The sequence below is a fragment of the Mesorhizobium ventifaucium genome, from assembly GCF_935822925.1.
Taxonomy (GTDB): domain Bacteria; phylum Pseudomonadota; class Alphaproteobacteria; order Rhizobiales; family Rhizobiaceae; genus Mesorhizobium; species Mesorhizobium ventifaucium.
Genome location: NZ_CAKXZS010000030.1, coordinates 153653 through 173423 on the forward strand (window position 1 = coordinate 153653; position 19771 = coordinate 173423).

The 19771-nt window shown below is 62.4% G+C and carries 18 protein-coding genes; 11 read left to right on the forward strand and 7 right to left on the reverse strand.

Translation table 11 applies throughout. From position 1 onward, the window contains the following. Nucleotides 1–306: 306 nt before the first annotated feature. Genes NMG70_RS24890 through NMG70_RS24900 form a run of 3 tightly spaced genes read left to right on the forward strand, consistent with a single transcriptional unit; the run spans nt 307 to nt 3367 of the window. A complete protein-coding gene (locus NMG70_RS24890) occupies nt 307–1374 on the forward strand; it encodes a type III polyketide synthase (protein WP_254026968.1) in 1068 nt (355 codons plus the stop codon). Further along, nucleotides 1371–2084: a methyltransferase domain-containing protein gene (locus NMG70_RS24895; protein WP_254026969.1), complete on the forward strand. Its 714-nt coding sequence runs from the start codon at nt 1371–1373 to the stop codon at nt 2082–2084. The genes NMG70_RS24890 and NMG70_RS24895 overlap by 4 nt, the downstream gene beginning before the upstream one ends. Next, the gene (locus NMG70_RS24900) at nt 2081–3367 is read left to right on the forward strand and encodes an NAD(P)/FAD-dependent oxidoreductase (protein WP_254026970.1); all 1287 of its coding nucleotides are present in this window, start codon (nt 2081–2083) and stop codon (nt 3365–3367) included. Before NMG70_RS24895 ends, NMG70_RS24900 begins: the two co-directional genes overlap by 4 nt. 45 nt (nt 3368–3412) lie before the next feature. On the opposite strand, the gene NMG70_RS24905 is transcribed toward NMG70_RS24900, so the two are convergent. Both NMG70_RS24905 and NMG70_RS24910 read right to left on the reverse strand, forming a co-directional pair. Beyond that, nucleotides 3413–3706 carry a hypothetical protein gene (locus NMG70_RS24905; protein ID WP_254026971.1) on the reverse strand — a complete coding sequence of 98 codons (294 nt, stop codon included), beginning with the start codon at nt 3704–3706 and terminating at the stop codon, nt 3413–3415. A 586-nt stretch (nt 3707–4292) separates the two neighbouring features. After that, complete coding sequence (locus NMG70_RS24910; RefSeq protein WP_254026972.1) at nt 4293–4496, reverse strand: hypothetical protein; 204 nt, start codon at nt 4494–4496, stop codon at nt 4293–4295. 327 nt (nt 4497–4823) lie between these two features. On the opposite strand from NMG70_RS24910, the gene NMG70_RS24915 reads away from it, so the two are divergent. From NMG70_RS24915 to NMG70_RS24950, 8 genes are all read left to right on the forward strand, one after another. Then, nucleotides 4824–6263 carry an FAD-binding oxidoreductase gene (locus tag NMG70_RS24915; RefSeq protein ID WP_254026973.1) on the forward strand — a complete coding sequence of 480 codons (1440 nt, stop codon included), beginning with the start codon at nt 4824–4826 and terminating at the stop codon, nt 6261–6263. A 435-nt stretch (nt 6264–6698) separates the two neighbouring features. Next, nucleotides 6699–8240 carry a tlde1 domain-containing protein gene (locus tag NMG70_RS24920; RefSeq protein WP_254026974.1) on the forward strand — a complete coding sequence of 514 codons (1542 nt, stop codon included), beginning with the start codon at nt 6699–6701 and terminating at the stop codon, nt 8238–8240. Between the two features lie 261 nt (nt 8241–8501). Beyond that, the gene (locus NMG70_RS24925; RefSeq protein WP_254026975.1) at nt 8502–9287 is read left to right on the forward strand and encodes a ThuA domain-containing protein; all 786 of its coding nucleotides are present in this window, start codon (nt 8502–8504) and stop codon (nt 9285–9287) included. Nucleotides 9288–9364: 77 nt separating this feature from the next. Further along, nucleotides 9365–10423, forward strand: coding sequence for a Gfo/Idh/MocA family protein (locus tag NMG70_RS24930; protein WP_254026976.1), 1059 nt, complete (start codon nt 9365–9367; stop codon nt 10421–10423). Between the two features lie 22 nt (nt 10424–10445). Beyond that, nucleotides 10446–10847, forward strand: coding sequence for a GFA family protein (locus NMG70_RS24935; protein ID WP_027155694.1), 402 nt, complete (start codon nt 10446–10448; stop codon nt 10845–10847). 129 nt (nt 10848–10976) lie between these two features. Further along, on the forward strand, nt 10977–11804 hold the full coding sequence (locus NMG70_RS24940) for an N-formylglutamate amidohydrolase (protein WP_436798455.1): 828 nt from the start codon (nt 10977–10979) through the stop codon (nt 11802–11804). Next, nucleotides 11801–13669 (forward strand): flavohemoglobin expression-modulating QEGLA motif protein, encoded by a 1869-nt coding sequence (locus NMG70_RS24945; protein WP_367185582.1) that lies wholly within the window; start codon nt 11801–11803, stop codon nt 13667–13669. The genes NMG70_RS24940 and NMG70_RS24945 overlap by 4 nt, the downstream gene beginning before the upstream one ends. A gap of 14 nt (nt 13670–13683) precedes the next feature. Further along, nucleotides 13684–14730 carry a glutathione synthetase gene (locus tag NMG70_RS24950; RefSeq protein ID WP_254026979.1) on the forward strand — a complete coding sequence of 349 codons (1047 nt, stop codon included), beginning with the start codon at nt 13684–13686 and terminating at the stop codon, nt 14728–14730. Between the two features lie 448 nt (nt 14731–15178). Here the strand turns inward: NMG70_RS24950 and NMG70_RS24955 are convergent, their stop codons facing one another. The 5 genes from NMG70_RS24955 to NMG70_RS24975 form a co-directional block, all read right to left on the reverse strand. Next, on the reverse strand, nt 15179–17248 hold the full coding sequence (locus tag NMG70_RS24955; protein ID WP_254026980.1) for a Vgb family protein: 2070 nt from the start codon (nt 17246–17248) through the stop codon (nt 15179–15181). 340 nt (nt 17249–17588) lie between these two features. After that, nucleotides 17589–18317, reverse strand: coding sequence for an amino acid ABC transporter ATP-binding protein (locus tag NMG70_RS24960; protein WP_091599429.1), 729 nt, complete (start codon nt 18315–18317; stop codon nt 17589–17591). Between the two features lie 26 nt (nt 18318–18343). Next, nucleotides 18344–19018, reverse strand: coding sequence for an amino acid ABC transporter permease (locus tag NMG70_RS24965; RefSeq protein ID WP_254026981.1), 675 nt, complete (start codon nt 19016–19018; stop codon nt 18344–18346). Continuing rightward, nucleotides 19015–19398 carry an ABC transporter permease subunit gene (locus NMG70_RS24970; RefSeq protein ID WP_254026982.1) on the reverse strand — a complete coding sequence of 128 codons (384 nt, stop codon included), beginning with the start codon at nt 19396–19398 and terminating at the stop codon, nt 19015–19017. Before NMG70_RS24970 ends, NMG70_RS24965 begins: the two co-directional genes overlap by 4 nt. Then, nucleotides 19389–19685 (reverse strand): ABC transporter permease subunit, encoded by a 297-nt coding sequence (locus NMG70_RS24975; protein ID WP_254026983.1) that lies wholly within the window; start codon nt 19683–19685, stop codon nt 19389–19391. Before NMG70_RS24975 ends, NMG70_RS24970 begins: the two co-directional genes overlap by 10 nt. Nucleotides 19686–19771: the final 86 nt, after the last annotated feature.

Sequence of the window (19771 nt, forward strand, 5' to 3'; positions counted from 1 at the left end):
ACAACTGTGAGTATGCGCTAATGTTCCATCGATCAGCAAAAAGACCGTGCCCGGTGAGGGCGGGACGCAATGGCGCCTCGGCCCGAAAGCGGGCTTTTGGTGGACGCCTCGGTAATGGAGCCTATGTTCCTAGTGCCAGCGAACCGCAGCATCGTCCGGCAACAGCACAGGTGGGATGAAATCAGTTCTCAGAAACGTTCATCGAACAACACTCAATGCCTGCTGTCCAACACCTGGTGCCGATGACCAAACAATCTCCGGCGGTGGTCCTAAAAAATACCGTGCGCGACGCCGAGGAGACCGAATATGCCGGCCAAAGCGTATATTAACCGGATCGCGACAGCGGTGCCGGAGCACGAAGTTCATCAATTCTATCTGCGTTTCGCGGCCTCCATGCTTGCGGCCGATCGCCGAAGAATTTTCAAACGTATGGTTGACGTTGCCGGCATCGAGCACCGCTATTCCTGCTTTGCACCTGCCGGCGACCCCGAAGGACCATCAGCAGATCTGGCCGGGAAGTTCATCCGGGGCGCCTTTCCTGGAACGGCCGAGAGAATGGCAATGTTCTGTCATGCCGCACCTGTTCTCGCGCAAAAAGGCGTCGACGGATTGGAGCTTGGTGGCGGCGCTTCCCGCATCACCCATCTCATCGTTACCACCTGCACCGGTTTTTCAGCGCCAGGCATCGACCTGGAGCTGGTTGCGCGATGCGGCCTGCCGGACAGGGTCGAACGCACGATGATCGGTTTCATGGGCTGCTACGCGGCGATCAACGGCCTCAAGCTTGCCCGCCACATCGTCCGCTCCGACCCGCAGGCCAGGGTCCTCCTCGTCAATATCGAACTCTGCACGATGCATCTACGGGAAACCAGGGAACTGGAAAAGCTGCTGTCGTTTTGCCTCTGGGGCGATGGCTGTGCGGCTGCGCTCGTCACCACCGAGCCGCACGGCATCGAGCTCGAAAGCTTCTACGGCATCGTGGCGGACGAGCGGCGGGATCTGATGAGCTGGAGCATTCGCGACCACGGCTTCGAAATGGTTCTTTCCGGCCAGGTCCCGGCAGCAATCCATGAAGCGTTGCGGAGCAACCACGACGCCGTCCTCGGCGACCGACCGGCCGAGGCGATCGACCTCTGGGCCGTGCACCCAGGGGGACGTTCGGTTCTCGACGCCGTCGAACGGGCCCTGAAACTCGCGCCCACCGCGCTGGAGCCATCGCGCGAGGTGTTGCGCCGATATGGAAACATGTCGTCGGCGACCGTCATGTTCGTGATGAAAGAAATGTTGAAGGCGCCACCGGGCCTGCTCGGCTGCGGCATGTCGTTCGGACCTGGGCTGACGGCCGAAACGATGCTTTTTCGAACGGTGTCATGAGCGGCCTGGAGCACCGCCAGCTTGCGCCGGAAATCCTCGACGGACTTGCGGCCGACGATCCGCGAGCACTTGCGGCACGCCGCGACCTCCGACGCATCAACGCGCTGATGTTTCAGGCGAAGATCATGGCGTCGCTCTTCAGGAAATTTGTGCCAAAGCCGCCGCGCCGGATTCTGGAGATCGGCGCCGGCGATGGCTCCTTCATGCTGGCGGTAGCGTGGCGCATGGCGGGGCATTGGCCTGGGGTCGAACTGGTAATGCTCGACCGCGTCGACCTCCTCACCACGCAATTGCGCGGTGATTTTGACAGGCTGGGATGGACGGTCGAAGGCGTCACCGCCGATGTCTTCGACTGGGCGAGAAAGAATGAGGGCACGCGGTTCGACGCGATCACCGTCAATCTGTTTCTGCATCATTTCGACGATGCCGAACTCGTGCGTCTTTTTTCGCTGATGGCGCCGAAGGCCCCGCTGCTGTTGGCGACAGAGCCGTTGCGGGCGAAACTGGCGTTGGCCGCGACCCGTCTTCTCCGGGCAATCGGCGCCAATGACGTCACACGAAACGACGCGGCTCAAAGCGTGCGTGCCGGCTTTCGCGACAGCGAGCTTTCCAATCTCTGGCTTGCGGCAAACGGCAAACCGGTCGAGGAACGGCGCGCCGGCCTTTTTTCCCACATTTTCGTCGGCGCCAGCGTCGGTCGTGACCCATGACGCGATTATCGGCCCATGACGCGATCATCATAGGCGCCGGCCCGGCGGGCACATCCGTTGCGCTTACGCTGGCCCGGCGCGGATGGGCCGTGGCTATTGTGGAAAAGAGCGCGTTTCCGCGCCGCAAGGTCTGCGGCGAATATATATCGGCGAGCAATCTTGCGCTTCTGGACCAGTTGGAGATCGGCGAAGCGTGGCGTGCCAATGCCGGCCCCGAAATCCGCCGCGTCGGCTTCTTTTCCGGCGAGACCCGCGTCGAGGCGCCAATGCCTCACGCAATAGACGGGCCTCGCGTAGAACGCGGACCTCTCGCAAAGGACGGGCCTCTCGCAAACGACGGGCGCTCCACAAACGATGGACCTGGTGCAAAAGATGGCTTCGGCCGGGCGCTCGGCCGGGATATTTTCGACTGTCTGCTTTTGCAGGCGGCGCGATCGGCGGGCGTCGAAATCTTTCAGCCTTGCCGCGCCGTCGCCATCGACCCAGATGGCGAGGCGCAATTGGTGCGAATTCAAGCCGGAAACGAAACGACGATATTGCGCGCGCCGGTGATTGTCGCCGCACACGGCTCCTGGGAGCCAGGACCGCTGCCCAGCCAACTCGGAAAGACCAACCGCCCTTCGGACCTGTTCGGCTTCAAGGCGCATTTCACCGGGTCGTCCCTGGCGCCTGATTTGATGCCCCTGCTGGTGCTTCCTGGCGGTTATGGCGGCATGGTTTCGGCGGATCATGGCCGGCTGTCGATCTCGTGCTGCATTCGGCGCGATATGCTCGCACGGTTGCGCAAACACCCCAGACACCAGAGCCATTTGTCGGCCGCCGAGGCGGTCTCCCGTCATCTGATAGAATCATGTCGGGGAGTGAGGGATGCGCTAGAGTCAGCTGACGCCGACGGGCCGTGGCTTGCCGCAGGTCCGATCCGGCCGGGAATTCGCTCCTGCTACGAACGCGACATCTTTCGCGTCGGCAATGCAGCCGGAGAGTCTCATCCTGTCATCGCCGAGGGCATCTCGATGGCGCTTCAGTCTGGCTGGCTGCTTGCTTCCGAACTCTCTCACGTGCCGAGCGGCCGCGCAGGGCGCGAGACAGCCGGCAGACGCTACGAGGCAGCCTGGAAAAGGCTGTTTTCAACACGGGTCTACGCCGCCGCCGTACTTGCCGGGATTGCCGTTAGTCCAGGCAGCGCAGCCTGGATGGCGACGATCGTCCGGAATTTCCCGCAGGCGCTAACGTTGGGTGCGCAACTGAGCGGGAAGACAAAGCCGGTTCCCGGCTTTGTCTGACTGGCCGCGGCGCGCCACCGCGGCCCTCAGGGAGCCTTGACTTCGTTACTCGGGGCAATCCTCCCTATCCGAAGTTGCAGTGCCACTTGCAGTGTTCTTATCGGCCTCCGTCACGTCCTTGCACCGATCACTCATGCCGTCGGCGCCGTCGGTTGTTGAACCGGTTACGTTCGGATCGGCAGGAGTTGCATTATCGGTGCCGGGAGCCATGGTGCCAGTGCCTGTCCCGGTGCCCGCTCCCGGATCGTTGGTGCCGGATCCAGTACCGCTTGATTGCGCCATCGCCGAAGTGGCAAGGGCCATGCTGAGTACGGTTGCAGAAAGAATTTTCTTCATCATGGTCGCTCTCCATTAGAGTTGCATCGCTGGGTGCGATGATAATTATCCAACGAGCTTTTTTTGGAGTTGTTCCGTCAGACAGAAATCGTGATCAACGGGTCGGGGCCGATGGCAAGCAGCAATGCTGGCGAAACAGCGAACGAGCGCCATCTTTTTCGGTTTTCGATGGAACAACATCCACCGGCTACGGTTGGAAGCGCAGTCGTTCTACTCCAGCGACTGTCTAAGCCGTTCGCACGGCATTCCGACAAGGCCCCGCGCTTCCTCCCCGCGGGGCCTTTTCTGTCGCTGCAGACTGGGACGTTCTCTGCCGCCAGCCTCCAGCGGGACTCCAACGCTGGCGACTGGCCACGGGCCACCGCGCCTGCGGACCAGAACCGTAGCAGCTAATGAAGCGTGAGCCGTTGCCGGATTTGTGCTCCGGCATGCGTCGGCCGAGGTCGTCGGTGACGCCGATCCAGATCGTGTCGCGCTTCTGGTGGCATAGCCGGCGGTCGGGGCTAACGAGCACCGTTGCGCATGCGAGTGCCGTCCGCTGCATTCTTCAGCTGAGGTAACGGTAGCCGCCGCTATTGAATGCTGCCGTTCACGGCTCGTCGATATCTTGCTTCGAGGGGTTGCGCGAGAGGGCGCGTTCCTCTTCGTCGTCCGGCAGCGCCTCGTCGCTCTCCTGGTACGGATTGTCGTCGTCTTCCTCGGGCAGTTCAGCCTCCTTCTCGAGGTCGTAACGGATGTCGCCGTTTCCCGGCACGCTGCCTGGAAAATTTCGCCGCCTTTGATCGCGTCCCAATCCTGCTGTTCGATGGCCGGGCCTTCGGATGGATCGTCGGGTTTTCTGCGCGGTGCCATCAGAGTTCTCCTATGCACTGGTTGCTCGTATGCCTAACTCCGCGGACCGCTGCGTAGTTCCTCCGATCGAACCGACGAGATCGTTTAGCGCGATCCAGCACTCATCTCGGCTTGGCCGCCGGCGGCCCCTACCTCCATATTATGCGGGTTGCGCAATGCCGGCCAGAGAGTGACCAGGAATGAGCGACCGGGAACTTGCGCGACTTCTAATAGAAGGGCACACTTGGAAACGGGTGGAAACGGCTCAAAAACAATCGGGAGGAAAGCCATGAACAGCATGAGCCTCACCACGCTTGAACGCGGCAAGACGACAGTCGATGTCGCGGCCCTGGAGGCGCTTTCGGCACAATTGCGCGGTACCGTGCTGAGGGAAGGCGACGCCGCCTATGACGAGGCACGCAGCATCTGGAACGCCATGATCGACCGGCGGCCGGGGCTGATCGTGCGCTGCGCCGGTGCCGCCGACGTTATCGCCGCCGTCAATTTTGCCAGGGAAAACAGGCTGCTCGTCGCGGTTCGCGGCGGCGGCCACAGCATCGCCGGCAGCGCCGTCTGCGACGGCGGCCTGATGATCGATCTGTCGCCGATGAAGTCGGTGCGGGTCGATCCGGCGACGCGGCGGGCATGGGTTGAACCTGGCGCGACACTCGCCGACGTCGACGCAGAGACACAGGCCTTCGGACTGGCGGTGCCGACCGGCATCAACTCGACCACTGGCATTTCAGGCCTGACGCTGGGCGGCGGCTTCGGCTGGATCACGCGGAAATTCGGCCTGACCATCGACAATCTTCTCTGCGCTGATGTGGTTACCGCCGACGGCAAGCTGCTGCGCGCCAGCCAGACCGAAAATCCGGACCTGTTCTGGGCGCTGCGCGGTGGCGGCGGCAATTTCGGCATCGTCACGGCTTTCGAGTTCAAGCTGCACCAAGTCGGTCCGCAGGTGCTGTCGGGGCTCGTCGTTCATCCCTTCGCCGATGCCGAAAACGTGTTGCGGGAATACCGAGCGGCGCTCGAAGCAGCGCCCAATGAGCTGACCTGCTGGGTGGTCATGCGGCAGGCACCGCCGCTGCCGTTCCTGCCGGCCGAATGGCATGGCAAGGAGGTGCTGGTCCTGGCCATGTGCTATTGCGGCGACCTTCAGGAGGGTGAGAAGGCGACACAGAGGCTTCGCGCCATCGGCACACCGATTGCAGACGTGGTCGGTCCCAAGCCGTTCACCGGCTGGCAGCAGGGATTCGATCCGTTGCTGACGCCTGGCGCCCGCAACTATTGGAAGAGCCATGACTTCACCGAGCTTTCCGACAGCGCGGTTGAGGTCGTCACGGCGGCGATACCCAGGCTTCCCGGCCCCGAATGCGAGATTTTCATTGGCCATGTCGGCGGTGCCGCGGGCCGGGTGACAGCGGATGCAACGGCGTTTCCGCAACGCAGCGCGCATTACGTCATGAATGTCCACGCCCGCTGGCGCGAACCGGAAATGGACCAGGCCTGCATCGACTGGGCGCGGGGTCTCTATGAAGCAGCCAAGCCCTATGCCGCCGGCACGGCCTATGTGAACTTCATGCCCGGGGACGAGGTCGACAGGGTCGAAGCAGCCTATGGCGGCAACTATCGGCGGCTTCTGGAAATCAAGCAGCGATATGACCCGCTGAACCTGTTCCGCATGAACCAGAATTTGCGGCCGGTGGAAACGCAGCGCGCCGCATAGGCTGCGCAGGCATGACAAGGCCCGCGCCTCCGACGGAGGACGCGGGCCCCGTTTCGGGTCATGCGCTAGCAGGTATCAGCCTTTAGCTGACGCCGCCCAGGCAAGGTCTAATCCTTTCTCTTTGTTGACTCGGCTTGCAAAAACGGGCAGCAAAGCCTGGCATGGAGGGCATTTCCACTATTTTCACAGCTTTGGAGGGAGCTTTTTTGACATAGACCTTCGCCTTATCGGCGATCGTTAGGGGGATTGGTTAACCAAGTTTGTCCATCTTTTGAATCAATCGGCAACAGACGTGAAGCGTGCCGGGGGGCACCGGGCGACTGTGATTGTGACGGCTGCGAGCCGCGCATGCCGCAAGGCCGATTGAGGTTTGGTTGTATGGCGTTGATGCGTTTGAAAAACCGGGGTGACAATCCCGATACTGGATTGCCCTCGATGAGGCCCGGCCTGCGCTGGGTCGCGATTCCCGTTGTTGGTGCTGCCATCGCTCTGTGGTCGGCTGCGACCGTGGCCGGCCTCCATTCGGTGGGAACTTCGCTCACCGCCGCCTCCAACAGTCTTCCGCAAAACCTGCTCGCGCCGCGCTTCATGGCGCTCGCCGATGCCCGACACACCCTTGCCAATCCACGGGCCAATCCACGGGCCAATTCGTGGGCGCCGTCACTGGCAGGCCGGCAGCGTGAGGCGTCGCTGCTCGGCCGCTGCAATGCCGGCTGCGCGCACGCCGCCGCGAGCTTCGTGCATGAAGGCAAGGTAGCGCGTCTCAAGCCGTTAGTGCGGCCGGATACTGCCCAGCTTGTCGCCGAAATCTCACCGCAATCGCGCTTCGACAGCGTGGTGGCGAAAGCGGCGCTATCGCCGCAAAAGATTGCTGCTGCCTTTGCCCGCGCCTCCGGCGGGGCCGCGCCGTTTGCGGTCGTCAGTCTGCCGACGGGCCAGCGCTTTGCGGAGCCGGTGCGCCTGCCCGATCAGCATGGTCCCGCGTCCGCGCGCTTCGGGCCCGAGGTTGCGGAATCCGAACGATCCTCCCGGCTGGCGCTGGCGCTTGCGAATGCATTGCCGGAAGCGATGATCGACGTGCTGCCGCAGGCGACGACGGCCGATCCTGCTGCCCCGCAAGAGGGCGAGGTGCAGATGGCGTCGCTGCCGCCGCAGGACGCAATGCCCGACAGCGTTCCCTTGCCGACATGGCGTCCGCAGGCGGAAATCGATCAGTCAGACGAGGCGCCCGAGGTCAAGGCACCCAAGGTCGACGCACCCAAGGCCAAAGCGCCCAAGGTCCAGGCATCGAAGGCCGCCAAGGCCGAGTCTCAGCCATCCAAAGCCAACAGGATACAGACCGCCGCCGCTCCGCAGGTCGAGATGCCCCGGGCGCCATCCTTGTCGCCGAGGATCTCGTCAGCGGCGGCGATACCAAGCATGCAAGCCAACCAGGAAATGCGGGGCAGCCCGGGCATGCAAAGCAGCCAGGGCATGCAGGGCAGTCCGGGCAAGCCGGCCAAGCCGGCCAAGCGGTCGAAGGCCGCAGACATGCTGGCCTATGCCAAACCCGACAGCCCGGCGGGCGGCGGCGGGGTCTTCGGTAACCTGTTCACCAAGCCCGGCAGCGGCGTCGCCGTCTACGACATCTCGGCGAAAACCGTCTATATGCCGGACGGCTCGCGGCTCGAGGCGCACTCGGGACTGGGCTCGATGGTCGACCAGCCGCGCTACGCCAATCGCAAGAATGGCGGCCCGACGCCGCCCCACACCTACGATCTGAGGCTGCGCGAATCGCGCTTCCATGGCGTCGAGGCGCTGCGTCTCACTCCCATCGACGGCAAAAACAAATATGGCCGCGACGGCTTTCTTGCGCACACTTATCTGCTGCGCGGCGGCCGCGCGGAGTCGAATGGCTGTGTCGTCTTCAAGGACTACGCCCGCTTCCTCGGCGCCTTCAAGAAGGGCAAGATCAAACGCCTCGTCGTGCGCGGCTAGCCAAGTCGCTGATGCAGGTCGCGTCGGAGGGGCGCAGCGCCTGACCACCTGCAGCGTAGAATAAGCCGTTCTGTAGCGCTCCTTCGCGCCCCCCTCTGTCCTGCCGGACAGAGGGGGCGCTGTCCAGGGCGCTGTCCCGCCGACATCGCCGGAATTCCACCCAATTGTCAGCAGCCTACCTCGAAACCGTTTTCATTCCCCGCCGAGGATACTATGACTGACCGGACCGGGGCGGCGGCTTCAACCGATCAAGAGGATGTCATGACTATACGCGCTGTCGTTTGGGGCGAGAATATCCATGAGCGGACCAATGAGGTGGTGGCGGGGATCTACCCCGAGGGCATGCACGCAACGATCGCCAATGCGCTGAGGCGCGACCCCGAAATTTCCGTGTCCTGGGCGACGCTGGAGCAGCCGGAGCATGGCCTGCCGGCCGACCGTTTGGCGCAAACCGATGTCCTCGTGTGGTGGGGACACAAGGATCATGGCGCCGTCGCCGACGAAGTCGTCGAGCGCGTGGCGCGCCGCGTCTGGCAAGGCATGGGGCTGATCGTGCTGCATTCCGGCCATTTCTCGAAGATCTTCAAGACGCTGATGGGCACGCCCTGCACGCTGAAGTGGCGCGAGGCCGGCGAGCGCGAGCGGCTCTGGGTGACGAGCCCCAACCACCCGATCGCTGCCGGGATCGGCGAGTATTTCGAGCTCGAGAACGAGGAGATGTATGGCGAGCAGTTCGCCGTGCCGGAACCGCTGGAAACGGTTTTCATCTCCTGGTTCCAGGGCGGCGAAGTGTTCCGGTCGGGGCTGACCTATCGCCGCGGCGCCGGCAACATCTTCTATTTCCGGCCAGGTCACGAAACCTATCCGACCTATCACGACGCGAATGTCCAAAAGGTGCTGCGCAATGCGGTGAAATGGGCGCACAACCCGCAGGGCGCGCATCCAGCCATCCTCGATGCGCCGAACGTGCCGGTGGAAAAGGCGCTCGAGCCGATCGTCGAGCGCGGCGGAAAACTCCATGCCGAGGGCGAGGCCGGGTTTCGCTAGACCGCTATCGCGAACCTTCGGTTCTAAAAATCCATGATCGAACAAGAAGATCAGGCATCATCCTAAGGATAAAAATCATGCGTCTCCTGATACTCGGCACCGGCTGGATGGCGGAAGAGCACGCCAGGCAGTTCAGCAGGATCGAAGGCGTCGAACTGGTCGGCGCCATCGATCTCGACCGCGCGCGTGTCGACAAGTTTTCGGACAGCTACGGAATTCCCAACCGGTTCGCATCGCTGGAAGACGCGCTCGCATGGGACAAGTTCGACGCGGTGGCGAACGTGACGCCAGACCGCATCCACCATCCGACCACCATGATGCTGATCGCGGCGGGCAAGCCGGTGCTGTGCGAGAAACCGCTGGCCGAAAATTACCAGCGGGCCAGCGAAATGACCGATGCCGCCGAGCAGGCCGGCATCATCAACATGGTCAACCTGACTTATCGCAATGTCGCGCCGCTGCAGAAGGCGCGCGCCATGGTGCTGGCCGGCGAGATCGGCCAGGTGAGGCACGTCGAGGCGTCCTATCTGCAGAGCTGGCTGGTGTCAAAATTCTGGGGCGACTGGCGCACCGATCCGAAATGGCTGTGGCGGCTGTCGCGCGGCCATGGCTCCAATGGTGTGCTGGGCGACGTCGGCATCCATATCCTCGATTTCGCAAGCTATGGCGCGGCGCTCGACATCGACCATGTGTTCTGCCGCCTCAGGTCCTTCGACAAGGCGCCCGGCAACCGGATCGGCGAGTACGAGCTCGACGCCAATGACAGTTTCACCATGACGCTGGATTTCAGCAACGGCGCCTTCGGCGTCGTCCATGCCAGCCGCTGGGCTACCGGTCATCTCAACGAATTGCGGCTGCGCATCTATGGCGACAAGGGCGGTATCGAGGTCATGCACAATCTGAAAAACTCGGAGCTGAAAGCGTGCATGGGCGAGGACATCGAGAACGCAAAATGGCAGGCTCTCGATGCCGGAACGGTGCCGACCAACTACCAGCGCTTCGTCGATGCGGTGCGCAACGGGGTCCAGGCCGAGCCCTCGTTCCGCCACGCGGCCGAATTGCAGAAGGTGCTCGACCTCGCCGTCGTCTCCGACGAGAAGAGGGCTGAGCTCAGGGCCCATGCCGAAACCCATTGATGTTCGCTGAAAGGGGCCAGCCATGGTCACGCGCCGCGCCCAATGTTCCTGCGGTCAGCTGTCAGCCACCTGTTCGGGCGAGCCTGTACGCGTCTCTGTCTGCCATTGCCTGGCCTGCAAGCGGCGCACCGGCAGCGCGTTCAGCTTCAATGCGCGGTTTGCGGAGAATGATGTGTCGATCCAGGGACGAGCGGCGGAGTTCACGCGCGTTGGCGACGAAGGCGGCCGTGTCATCTACAGTTTCTGCCCGGATTGCGGCACCACTGTCCATTACCGGATCGATGTCCAGCCCGGTCTGATCGCCATTCCGGTGGGGGCTTTCGCCGACCCATCGTTCCCGCCGCCCTTCCTGTCCTTCTATCACGACAGCCGGCGCTGCGAGTGGGTCGAGGTCCGCACTGAGCCTCTGGCGACGTTCGGCTGAAGCCGTCGGCCACCTTCGGCTGACGTTTTTGGACGGTTCAGCCTGCTGATCCAGGGCGAGCCAACGATCGCTTGTTCGATGAACTGGAACCGTCCACACTCTCCACGCATTCGATGGACTGTGAACACGATGACTTCCAACAATGATCCGGGCAACAATGATCCGGGTGGATCACCGGCAGGCTGGACGATCAAGCTCGGAGAGTCGCCTATAGTAGGTACAGCTATCCACAGCGGCACCGACGTTGGCAGGGCTTGTCGATCGCTCATGTGTCTCTCCGATCCCGACCGGCGTCGAGAAGAGGACCCGTTCACCGAGCGTTTCATCGCCGATTTTCCTACCCAGATCATCGTTCATCGGTCACGCTTCCAAGTGGATCTGAACCGTGCGCGAGACGCTGCGGTCTACCGGTCGCCGGACCAGTCCTGGGGCCTGAAAGTCTGGCGAGAGCAGCCGGACGAGGACATCGTTACGGAGTCTCTCTCCTTTCACGACGCCTTCTACAGTGAGCTGAACCGTGTCCTTGCCGGTATCGAGAAGCGCCATGGCAGGTTCGTTCTCATCGACGTCCATAGTTATAATCACCGGCGCGACGGACGGGAGGCTATGCCTACGTCCCGTGACGTCGCGCCCGACATCAACATCGGTACGTCTTCCATGGACCGCGAGCGCTGGGCACCAGTCGTCGACGCCTTCATCGAGACGCTTCGCGGCCAGCGTCTCAATGGCGAGCCGATCGACGTGCGCGAGAATGTGTCCTTCCAGGGCAAGGGCGAACAGACCCGTTTCGTCCATGCCAATTTTCCGGAAACCGGGTGTGCCATCGCCGTCGAGTTCAAGAAGATTTTCATGGACGAATGGAGTGGCGAACCCGACTGGGGAACAATCGAGCGGCTGCGCGCCATGCTGGCATCTACGGTGCCCGTCCTGGAGTCGGCGCTGCGGGCCATGCGATGAAGCCCAAGCTCGTTGAGCCCGCGCCTCCATTGGCGCAAATCGAATTGGACCTGGACGCGCTTTTGCGGGACGGCAAGCCAATCCGCCGCGATTTCGGCAATGGCAACCGTTTGCACATGGATCGGCCGCTGCCCTTTCTGTGTGTCCATGTTGGGTCACATCAGGATGCGGCATTCCATGCCGTCTCCAGCAACGCGGCCTATCTGATCGCGGCCGACATCGGCCTCGCCGGCGAGGCCGCGCGGCTGGTGGTGCGAAGGATGCGCGATCACTGCGGCGCCTTCCTCATGCTGGACATCGGCGAGTTGGCCGAAGACCGGTTCCTGACCGACGATGTTCCGTTCCTGCCGCCCTTCGAGATTGCGCTGGCCTGCGGCGACACGGCGGCGGAGAAGGCGGCACTCAAACGCTTCGCCACCGCTGCGTCCGCACGCGAAGCAAAATACCGCACGCCCCGCGTCGACGAACTCAACCCCACGACACGCGCCGAAGCACGGCTTCTGGATGATCTCGGTGATGCGGCGTGCTTGACGGTACGCTTCGCACCGATTTACCGGGTGCCTGGCACCAAGCGCGTCTACCCCGAACTCCACGACCTTGTCGTCGCCAATATCGTCGATTCCGCGCTTCAGGCCGTCAGCGCCTTCCTGAAGGCATCAAGGCTGGAACAGCCGGCAACCCATCGTTCGCTGGGGCGGCGCGCCTATATCGACGCCGTGGTGCGCGCTGATCGGGCGATCGACAACGTCGCGTCGACATTCGATTTTCTGCTTGCCGTCACACCGATCAATGCCGAACCAGCCTGGCTGGAATTCCAGGCAGGCGCCTTCGAACGTGTGCCCGTACTGCTCTACAGGCCGCTCGAGTTCGAGATCGCCGGCCAGAAACGGAAGCTCTATTCGGTCTCGCTCGATCATCTGGAAGATCCGCTGCTGACCACGCTGCTCTCGGAAAAGCAGCAGGAACTCGATCTCCAGCTGTCGATGCTCGCGGCGCGCGAAACGCCCCGCTTCGTCGAACTCGGACGAGCACTCTATGGTAGCGTCGAGCCGAGCCTGGCGGCGCGAGCACGCGCCATTCTCGAAAAGGCGCCCAGCGTTGCGTCGGCGGCCCGACAGAAGGGCCTGGGCGCCGACGCTGTCGCCGCGGCCGCGCGAGACATGATCGCCGGCTACCGGGCAGCCTATCCCGAATTCGATGCCTCCGTGGAGATCCGCGGCGACCTGCCGGCCGGCCTCCTCGTCTCTCGAAACCGGCTGCTGGTTTCACGCGATACCAATCTTCCACCGGAACGTCTGATTGCGCTGCTTAGCCACGAGATCGGTGTCCATCTGCTGACCTATTTCAACGGCGATGCGCAGGGGCTCGCCATTTTCCGCAACGGGCTCGCCGGCTATGAGGGCATGCAGGAGGGGCTGGCCGTGCTAGCGGAATATCTGGTCGGCGGCATGACCGCAGCGCGGTTGAGGCTGATCGCGGCCAGGGTTATCGCCTGTCAGGCGATGCTCGACGGCGCAACATTCGAGGAGACCTTCCGCATCCTCCACAAGGATTTCGGTCTCGACGATCGCAGCGCCTTCAACGTCGTGCTGCGTGTCTTTCGAGGCGGTGGCCTTGCGAAAGACGCCATCTATCTGCGGGGCATGGTGCAGGTCCTCGATCATCTGAAGGACGGCGGCAGCCTCACGCCGTTCTGGATCGGCAAGATCTCCGCCGCGCATTTCGGAGCGATCCAGGAACTCAACGCGCGCGGCTTGCTGCGGGTGCCGCGCCTCGAGCCTGCGTTCCTCTCTTCCGACGCGGCGCGTCCGCGCCTCAAGAAAGCGATGGCGGGAATGGGTCCGATCGATATGGTTGAAACTTAAGCGGAGTCTCCTCGATGCGCATTGCGTTCTTTGTCAATTCCATTGAGAGCGAGACGCCCGCCTACACGACGACAGCGTTGGCGCTGGCCGCTGTCCAGCGCGGCCATTCTGTCGTCTATGTTGAACCTGGCGACTTCATACTGCGTCCGGACGACAGCCTGGCCGTCAGCGTCGCGGTTCTGCCGGACGCTCCCTACAAGACGTCCGACAGATTGTATGCTGCCCTGAAGGATGCAGCGAAGCAGAAAAAGACCTCCGCGATCAGCGATATCGACATTGTGTTTCTGCGCAATGACCCATCGCTGGATGCCAGCGATCGACCATGGGCCGCCAACGCAGGCGTTATGTTCGGGCGGCTCGCAGCGGAACGCGGCGTGATTGTCGTGAACGATCCGGATGGCCTGGGACAGGCGCAGAGCAAGCTCTACCTTCAGTCTTTTCCCGAGGCGGTCAGGCCGGCTACCCTGATATCGCGCAGTATTACCGAGATCCGCGCATTTATCGACAAACACTCGAAGGGCTGCGTCGTCAAACCACTCCAAGGATCGGGTGGCAAGAACGTCTTCCATATAGCGACACCTACCGATTCCAACCTCAACCAGATTTTCGAAGCGGCCAGCGGTGACGGCTATCTCATCGCGCAGGTCTACATTCCGGAGGCCAAGGCTGGTGACGTGCGTCTTTTCCTGATGAACGGTCTGCCGCTGGTGCGCGACGGCAATTACGCAGCCTTTCGCCGCGTTCCAGCCAAGGGCGACGTCCGGTCCAATATCCATGCCGCTGGAACAGCCCGCAAAGTCAAGGTAACGGGCACGATATTGGGCATTGCCGAGATGGTGCGCCCCAAATTGATCAATGACGGCATGTTTCTGGTTGGGCTCGACATCGTCGGAGACAAACTTCTGGAGATCAACGTCTTCACGCCAGGCGGGCTGACACGGCTCGCCGTCATGTACAAGACGGATTTTGCCACAAGCGTCATCATTGCGCTGGAGGAGAAGCGGACGCTGCGGCAAGCCTATGGAAAGACCATGACAAATTCGCGGCTGGCGACGCTCTGAGGGATGCAGGCAAGCCGGCTAGCAGGCCAACTAGGACCGCAAGTGGGTTGAGGTTCGCACTGAGCCTCTGGCGTCATTCGGCTGAAGACGCCGGCCGGGTCTGTCCAGACTAGGGCAGAATCCAATCACTCTGAACGACCGAGTTCAATCCTTGTCTGCCCTTCGTTCGGAGAACTTCTACGGCAAGTTCTGACCCATCTCGGTCGTTGTTCGCAGATCATTCGAACGTCGCCCTACGCGCTGAAAGCGGCCATTGCTTTAACGGCAACCTGATGAATTGGCCCGACATCTCGATATTTCGTCCGCGCTGCGTCATCCGAATGCGACATGTGCGCTTTCGGATGACCTCCGGACTACGGCGTCAGTCTGCTTTCGATCTTGCGCCCGAAAGTGTGCTCATGCCCGTCGGGGCCGTTCGATGACATCGTCTCATCACGCCTCCAATTCCTCATTCGTACCCGCGTGCCGGCCCGATCTGCGGTGCGCGGACGGGCTTGGCCATTCCGTAGAACACGACAATGCCATGCCCGCCGCAACGGGTCGAAACACCCTCATCGGGTTTGCCATAACACGACTCGGGGTCCTGCCAGTTGTTGGATACCCAGACGTTTCCGGCGGGGTCGACGGAGGCGTCGACCAGCATTTGCATCCCGCCGCCCTTATAGCCGCCGGGCGGCGAAATCGGATCGCCAGTCTTCATGCCAGCCGGGCAGGTCTCAGTCCGCGCACCGCAGAGTTCCGTCAGGCCTCCGCCAGGCGCGAAGTTGGAAATCCAGACGTGATCGTTGCCATCAATTGACACCGCCCAAGCCCCCCAGATACTACCTGGATTAAACGGTGACCCGGGTGCTGGACTGCCGTCAGGTTGCAGCATCGACACGCTTCCCAAGCCGGGGTGGTCCAGCAGATCTTGTAGGGCAACGTGGTCGAACGCCGTGAGCGATGCCCCGGTGAGCTTTAGGTACGCAAGACGCGCCTTAGTTTCCAGCGTCAGTCCTGACCCTAACGAATTGGTGATCCAGGCGTTGCCTTTGCTGTCGATTGCCATGCCTTTGCCACTGCCACCGCCGGTGGGAAACACCTCGACCTTGCTAGGGTCGCTGGCAGGGAAGCGTGTGACTGTGTCGCCGATGGCGTTGGTGATCCATATTCGATCCTGCTGGTCGATCGCCAGGTGGAACGGACCGTTGAGCTTGCAGGGGCTGTCCTTGTTGGGCTTGCCGTCGGTGGACTGGCAATAGAACTTCACCTTTGTCGGATCGCCCTTCGGCATGTAGATTACCTTGTCGTCACCGAAATCCAACGCCCAGACATCGCCATTGGGCGTAACAATAATGCCTTGCATCGTGCTGATCTTGCCGCCGAAATTGTAACCCTCAGGCGGCGAAAGCGGCTTGCCGGTCTTGTCGAACAGCGAGATTGTCTTGCCGCTGGTATTGGTTACCCACACGCGGTCGTTGGCATCGATCGTAGTGCCGAACCCAGGGCCTAGCAGGCCCCCGCCGGTGAATCCACTGGTCATTGGTGAAAGCGGCCGTCCGTCCGGAGCGAACTTTGATAAATTGCCGTTCCATAGGTCGTCATGCCCCTGCCACCCAACGAGGAAGTTGTCACCGCTCCAGGCGTTGCCCTCGCTGTCGAACATCACCTTGGCGCCGCCCGCGTTGCCGCCGCCGGAGAACTTGAGCGGCAGGACCCATGCGCCGGGCGCGAAGCTCAGATAAGGCATGAACGGCGTTGCGCGCATATGCTTGCCTTGGGGTACCGGAAAAAAGGCGTCCAGCAGTGCGAAGACGCGCTCCGGCTTGAACCCCGCATTGTGTGCAATCGATAGGGCCGCAGCTAGCGTGTCCGGCGGCGCCTTACCGTCCCGCCCGGTCGCGGCGGCAAATAGGCTGTCGCATGCATCGGCCTTCACCCGCGTGACACAGCCAGCCATTACGTTTGATAGCGTGGCGAAGTTGGCCATCGTCGGCGTCTGGCCACTGTTGAGAGGGTCCTGAATGACGCTTCCCCAGCCACCAGTTGAGAGGTCAACAAAGTTGGGCACATTGCCCGCAGCGGCCTTGAGGCCGAGCGCATGGCCCCTGATTGCAGTGCCGTCGAAAAACTGTGCGTGCGTCCACACCGAGGCTATCGTCGTCATCTCGTTGATTGTCACTTTGGCTGGCGGTGTGGGACCTACCGCTGCTATTAGCGAGATAGCCGGGTTGTTACCGCTTGCCTTGTTGGCTGTCGGTTCACCGCCGGTAGGGACGAGATAGAGGGTGCTGTCGTTGCTCGGCGCCCCGGCAAAACTCAGCATGAACCGGCCATCGGTACCGCTTTCTGTCCGGGCGAGCTGCGCGGGGACGTCGGCACTCGCAGCCCAAAGCGTGACCATCGCCTTAGCGATCGGGGCGCCCGCGCCGAGCACCTGACCTTCGAGCTGCTGCTGCGCGGACGTCGGCGCGATTGCCATCGTCATCATGGTAGCGAGTGGGAGCAGAGTTAACCAAATCTGCCAAGCGTGTTTCATAGCTGTCTCCTGCGCCGTCATTTGGCGTCAACGACACCAGGCGGGCTGCCGAATGGTCACCAACCTGCGCCGTTCCTACATGGGCAAAATATGATCATTGGGTGATGTTCTGACGACAGAGCGTCCCGCATTGCCCTCCGTCAGTATTATGCAGGAATCGTCGACGCGATATTGCCCTTTAGGGAAGCGGCGACGTCATTGATCCCCATTTGAGGACGTTCATCCCAGCCATCGGCTAAGTCCGAGATTGGCGCTAATTGCTCGTTCCCATCGACGAGACGAATGGCAACATTCCATCCGTCTCGGCCATTGGCGACAGCCAGCTGGTTGAGTTTTGACTCTAATGCCGCAGGATCTTGCTCAGGAAGGCGCGGCTGCGGTCGGTCTTGGGGTGCGAGAAGAATTCATCCGGCGTGCCGCTCTCGACGATGGCGCCGGCATCCATGAACACCACGCGCTGGGCGACCTTGCGGGCAAAGCCCATCTCATGCGTCACCACCATCATGGTCATGCCTTCCTCGGCCACCGCGACCATGACGTCGAGCACTTCCGAGATCATCTCGGGGTCGAGCGCCGAGGTCGGCTCGTCGAACAGCATGATCTTGGGGCGCATGCCGAGGCAGCGGGCGATCGCCACGCGCTGCTGCTGACCGCCGGAGAGTTGCGCCGGATAGGCGTTCACCTTGTCGGCAAGACCGACCTTGGCCAGCAGTTCGCGCCCGGCCTTCTCGGCTTCAGCGCGCGGGATCTTACGCACATGGATCGGCGCCAGCGTCACGTTCTCGAGCGCCGTCTTGTGGGGATAGAGGTTGAAGGACTGGAAGACGAAGCCGATCTCGGTGCGCAGCCGCGTCATGTTGGTGGCGGGATCGCCGAGGCGCTGGCCGTCGACCACCAGGTCGCCGTCGCGGATCGTCTCCAGCCCGTTGATGCAGCGGATCAAGGTGCTCTTGCCCGAGCCGCTCGGCCCGCAGACGACGACCACCTCGCGCGGCTCGACGCTCAGCGTGATATCCTTCAGCACATTGAGCGCGCCGAACCATTTGTTGACGCCGCGAAACTCGATCATGCCGGTGCGACCTTTGATGGGTTTCGTCACAATTGCACCTCGCCATGAGCCGCACCCATGCGCTGCTCCAACCGGCGGGCCAGCATGATCAGCGGATAGCAGACGATGAAATAGCCGAGGCCGACGAGGAAGAAGACCAGGAGGCCGTTGGGCACACGCTGCACCACCAGCCAGCCGACGCGGGTGAGGTCGGTGAGCCCGATGGCCGAGACAACAGAGGAATCCTTGATCAGCAGCACATACTGCCCGACCAGTGGCGGCAGCACGATGCGCATCGCCTGCGGCAGCACCACCTGGCGCATGCGATGCCATCGCGACAGGCCGGACGCCAGCGCCGCCTCGACCTGGCCGGTCGGTACCGAGCGGATGCCGGCGACGACGATCTCGCAGATGAAGCAGGCGGCCAGATTGGTCAGCGCGATTATGCCGGCGGTGAAGGCGTCCAGCTCGATGCCGAGTTCCGGCAGGATGAAGAAGATCAGGAAGATCTGCACCAGGAACGGCGTGCCGCGGATCAGGTCGACCCAAGCGCCGATCACGCTGCTGATCAGCCGGTTGCCGCCGGTTCTAAGGATGCCGAGGCCAAAGCCGATCAGCGTGCCCAGCACCAGGCTGATCAGCGACAGCATCACGGTCATGCCGAGGCCGCGCAAGGCGAGGGGATAGCTGCCGGCGAGGCTTTGCAGCTGCTGCCAGATCATGTCCGTGCCCCCGCTAGGCCGAGCCAGCGCCCGGACAGCGCCGCCAGTCCCTTCAGCCCGTAATAGAGCAGCAGGTAGAAGGCGGCGATGGTGATGAAACCTTCCGCCGGCATGAAACGGTCGGAGGCCAGCAGTTGTCCGGCGCGCGTCAGTTCGGCGACCGCGATCAGCGACAGCAGAGCGGAATCCTTGACCAGCACGATCGCCTGGCCGAGCAGCGGCGGGATCGTCACCTTGAACGCCTGCGGCAGGATGACCAGTCGCATGCGCTGGACATAGGTCATCCCCGAAGCGACGCCGGCCTCGACCTGGCCGCGCGGGATCGACAGGATGCCGGCGCGGATGATCTCTCCGACATAGGCGCCGCTGTTCAGTGACAAGCAAGGATGCCGACGACGAGCTCAGGCAGGATGATGCCGAGCCGCGGCAGGCCGAAATAGAGGAAATAAAGCTGCGCCAGCAACGGCGTGGCGCGCACCGCGTCGATATAGGCCTTGGCCGGCATGCGGAACAGCCGGCCGCGCTGCAGGTTCATGGCGGTGAGCACGATGCCGACGGCGAGCGCGCCGGCAAAGGCGAGGACAGACAGCCACACAGTCGTGACGAGGCCCTGCCCGAACAGGGGCAGATATTCGATGATGGTGCGGAAGCTGAAATTTTCGAGCATCGCTGGGCGGTGAATGGTGAATGGTTAATAGTTAGCGAGTAGCGAGTAGCGAGTAGCGAATAGTGATTAGAGACTACTCGCTACTC